The organism is Nostoc sp. 'Peltigera membranacea cyanobiont' 232, assembly GCF_002245985.1.
Taxonomy (GTDB): Bacteria; Cyanobacteriota; Cyanobacteriia; order Cyanobacteriales; family Nostocaceae; genus Nostoc.
On the sequence record NZ_NOLK01000324.1, the window covers coordinates 1 to 3292 of the forward strand.

The 3292-nt window shown below is 38.8% G+C and carries 2 protein-coding genes; both read right to left on the reverse strand.

Annotated features, from left to right (window positions below; all coding sequences use genetic code 11):
• Positions 1-98 precede the first annotated feature (98 nt).
• Positions 99-1577 (reverse strand): ATP-binding protein, encoded by a 1479-nt coding sequence (locus CDG79_RS39810; RefSeq protein WP_333783017.1) that lies wholly within the window; start codon positions 1575-1577, stop codon positions 99-101.
• 51 nt (positions 1578-1628) lie between these two features.
• Positions 1629-3038 (reverse strand): serine/threonine protein kinase, encoded by a 1410-nt coding sequence (locus CDG79_RS39815; RefSeq protein ID WP_094346953.1) that lies wholly within the window; start codon positions 3036-3038, stop codon positions 1629-1631.
• Between the last annotated feature and the right edge of the window lie 254 nt (positions 3039-3292).

Below are 3292 nucleotides of genomic sequence, written 5' to 3' on the forward strand. Positions count from 1 at the left end.
TCGCCAAAAGTCTCGGCGAGCCGCTATGAATGATCAGTATATGCTTTCCGTTTTGACGGCGGCTTTCTCAAACTTAACTCTCTGCTAGAATCCAACTGTCAATAGAGTTTGAGATGCGCTAACCCTGGTAGTTCTGCGAGACTAAAAGTTGTGCGATCGCCAATAACTTTTTTGGTTTGATTAAGTTTTTCTAACAGATATGCATCATCAGGATAAGCTGTAAACTCCAAGCCTAAAAGTTCCAAGGTATTTAGCCCAATTTTATATGCGGAGTTTAAATCATTTTCCATCCGATAACACATAATCCGATATTCATTCACCCGACACATATCAAGAGTAGTTTGAACCTGGCTGAAAGTCTGCTCAAAAATCAGCAAAGCTTCCTCATATTTTCCATTTAAAAATTCGGCTTCTCCAGATTGTAAATATAAAGTTAACGTGAGTAAATAATTATCCTGCCAGCTATTTTCAGGTAGATAACTCACCCCTGTTTCTAGCAATTTGAGTGCAGTTACAAACGCCGAAGATGATTTTGCCCGTTGACCTGCTTTCAGATTTAATTCTGCCAGTTCATATCTTTCTGCTGGTTCCACAATCAATGAGCTGCCAGCATTGAGATGGTTGACGATCTCGAAAATATGTTCTTCTAATTGGGATTTTTCAGTATTATGTAATAGTAATTTTCCCACCTTCAGGTGTACTTGTTTTTGCTGGTCGGTTGGAATTAAAGAATAGGCAGCTTGCTGAACGCGATCGTGCAAAAATTTATAGTCAACTTGTACAGCAGTATTGCAGTATGTTGCCAATTCCGACTGATTTAACAACTGAGGAATTTTGTAAGTATCGCTCAAAGGAAGAATTAATCCGGCTCGTAAAGCTGACCATAAATCAATTGCTGTTGCTGATGGAGATTTTTCGTTGACTACAGCTAGAATTTCTAAATTAAATCGGTTGCCAACACAAGCAGCTAATCGTAAAACTTGCTGCGTTGGTTCTGACAATCTCTGAATTTTATTCACCATTAAATCTACCACATTATCGGTAATGGGTTGTGACTGAATTCTGTTGAGATCCCACTGCCAGAAACCCGAACGATAATCAAATGTCAAAAGATTATCTTGATGCAGTACTTTTAGTAACTGAGTTAAGAAAAAGGGATTACCTTGGGTTTTTTGAAATAGCAAATCAGCTAAAGTTTCTGCCTGAGATGATTCGCAATTGAACGTGTCAGTTAGAAGTTGAGTAATATGAGGTGCAGCTAATGGCTTCAAAAGTAACTCTTCAACCGTTGCCCCAAATGCTTGAATTGTCTCTAGCATTAACATCAGTGGATGGGTGGCATTAACTTCGTTATCTCGGTAAGCCCCAATCAGCAATAGATACTGGCTTTCTGGGTCAGTCATCAGATTCTCGACCAGGTTGATAGAGGCGGCATCTGCCCATTGGAGGTCATCTAAAAACAGTACTAACGCTCTTCTATTACTCTCGTTAAATAAAAATTCAGAACCCTTGATTTTTAAGGCTTTGATAAATTTACGAGTAGGTTGGGTTGAGGGACGAAACCCAACACGAAAAATCCTTGGTTTTGTTGGGTTTCACTTTGTTCAACCCAACCTATATTTTTTTCTTTAATCAGAGTCATAAAAGAGCGCTAAGGGATGTCCAACAGCAGTAAAGGCATGGATAAATTGTTTAAACACCCGATTAAAACGGTTTTGAGACTCAGCAACCCCCAACTGCGGTACAGGCGCTTGCTGTCCAAGAATCAGTTCTACTTCCGGGATGACATCAATAATAACTTGACCATTAACTCCCAATGCTCGTAGTAATTTATTTTTCCAAACCTCAACTCTGGCTTGGCTTTCAGCTAACAGCTGTCGCATCAATTCTCGAAATGCTTGAATCAAAGAAGCATAAGGAATATCTCGCTTGAGTTGGTCAAATTTGCCACCGATAAAGTAACCTCGCTGCCGGACAATCGGTTTATGAACTTCGTTAACTAGTGAGGATTTGCCGATACCTGAATATCCTCCTACTAAGACAACTTCGCTCGAACCAAGGGTAACTTTTTCAAAGGCAGCCATTAAAGCTGCTACTTCTACTTCCCGACCATAAAGTTTTTGAGCTATTTGGAATTGATGCGAAAAATCCTGCTGGCCTAGGCTAAAAAGGTCAATACTACCTTTTGTTTGCAGTTGTATCGTTGCTTGCTCTAAATCAGCCTTTAACCCGTAAGCACTCTGATAACGGTCTTCAGCAGTTTTGCTCAGAAGTTTCATTGCGATCGCAGAGATTGCCAATGGTACATTAGAATTAATCTGGTGCGGAGCTACTGGAATTTTTGCAATGTGACAATGCACCAACTCCATTGAGTCTTGAGCATTGGGGAAGGGAAGTTGACCCGTCAGCATTTCGTAGAAACTGACACCTAATGAGTAAAAATCTGTACGATAATCTAAGGTTCGGTTGATACGTCCGGTTTGGTCTGGCGACATATAAGCCAGTGTTCCTTCTACAAGGTTGAGGCTAGTAATTTCTGGGCTTTCTTTTGATAACAGCGAGGCGATGCTGAAATCAATCAGTTTTATTTTTTCGGTATTGGGGTTATAAAGAATGTTTTCGGGCTTAAGATCCTTATGGATAATATGGTGGGTATGTAACTCTCCCAAAGTTTCAGTAATTTGAGCGGCAATATTAAGAAATTTTGTCAGTTCAATTCCTGTAGTAGATATTTGGTGTTTTAAAGTTTCTCCACTAAAGTCTTCTAAAACCAGTGCTAGACCATTATTGTAGCCGTTGTCATAACTGATTAATTCATGGGCTTTAATTATACCTGCAATATTCAGGTTTTGGATAATTTCGTATTCGTGCTTGAGTTGAGCAATCTCTTTGATAGTCGGATACTCTGCTTTGAGTAGTTTGATAATAACTGAATGTCTGTTAGCCTTGGAGTCTGCTCGATAAATTACTGTGGCAGCAGCTTCATAAATTAAACTTGTAATACTATAGTCAGGGATGTGAGCAATTAATTTAAACATTAATACTTGTCTGAATGTTGTTTTCTAATAGATTTTGGTAGTTCTTATGTATGATAGTTCCCATAATTAAAGTCAAGTTAACTCTTCAAATGCTAATTAAGTAAAGATTAGCCTCGCTAATCTTTACTAAGCTGTTACGCAGCTTGATTGTATAATATGAGATGAAGTAATTATTTTATTGTCAGCCACCTATGCCAGCAAAAAACCATCTTTCTAAAGAGCAGAATGAACGGTTACTAAAAACGCTAAAAGAG

Excerpts from the sequence above, each read along its gene's own strand:
- CDG79_RS39815 (WP_094346953.1), bottom strand. The coding sequence starts at position 3,038 with ATGTTTAAATTAATTGCTCACATCCCTGACTATAGTATTACAAGTTTA.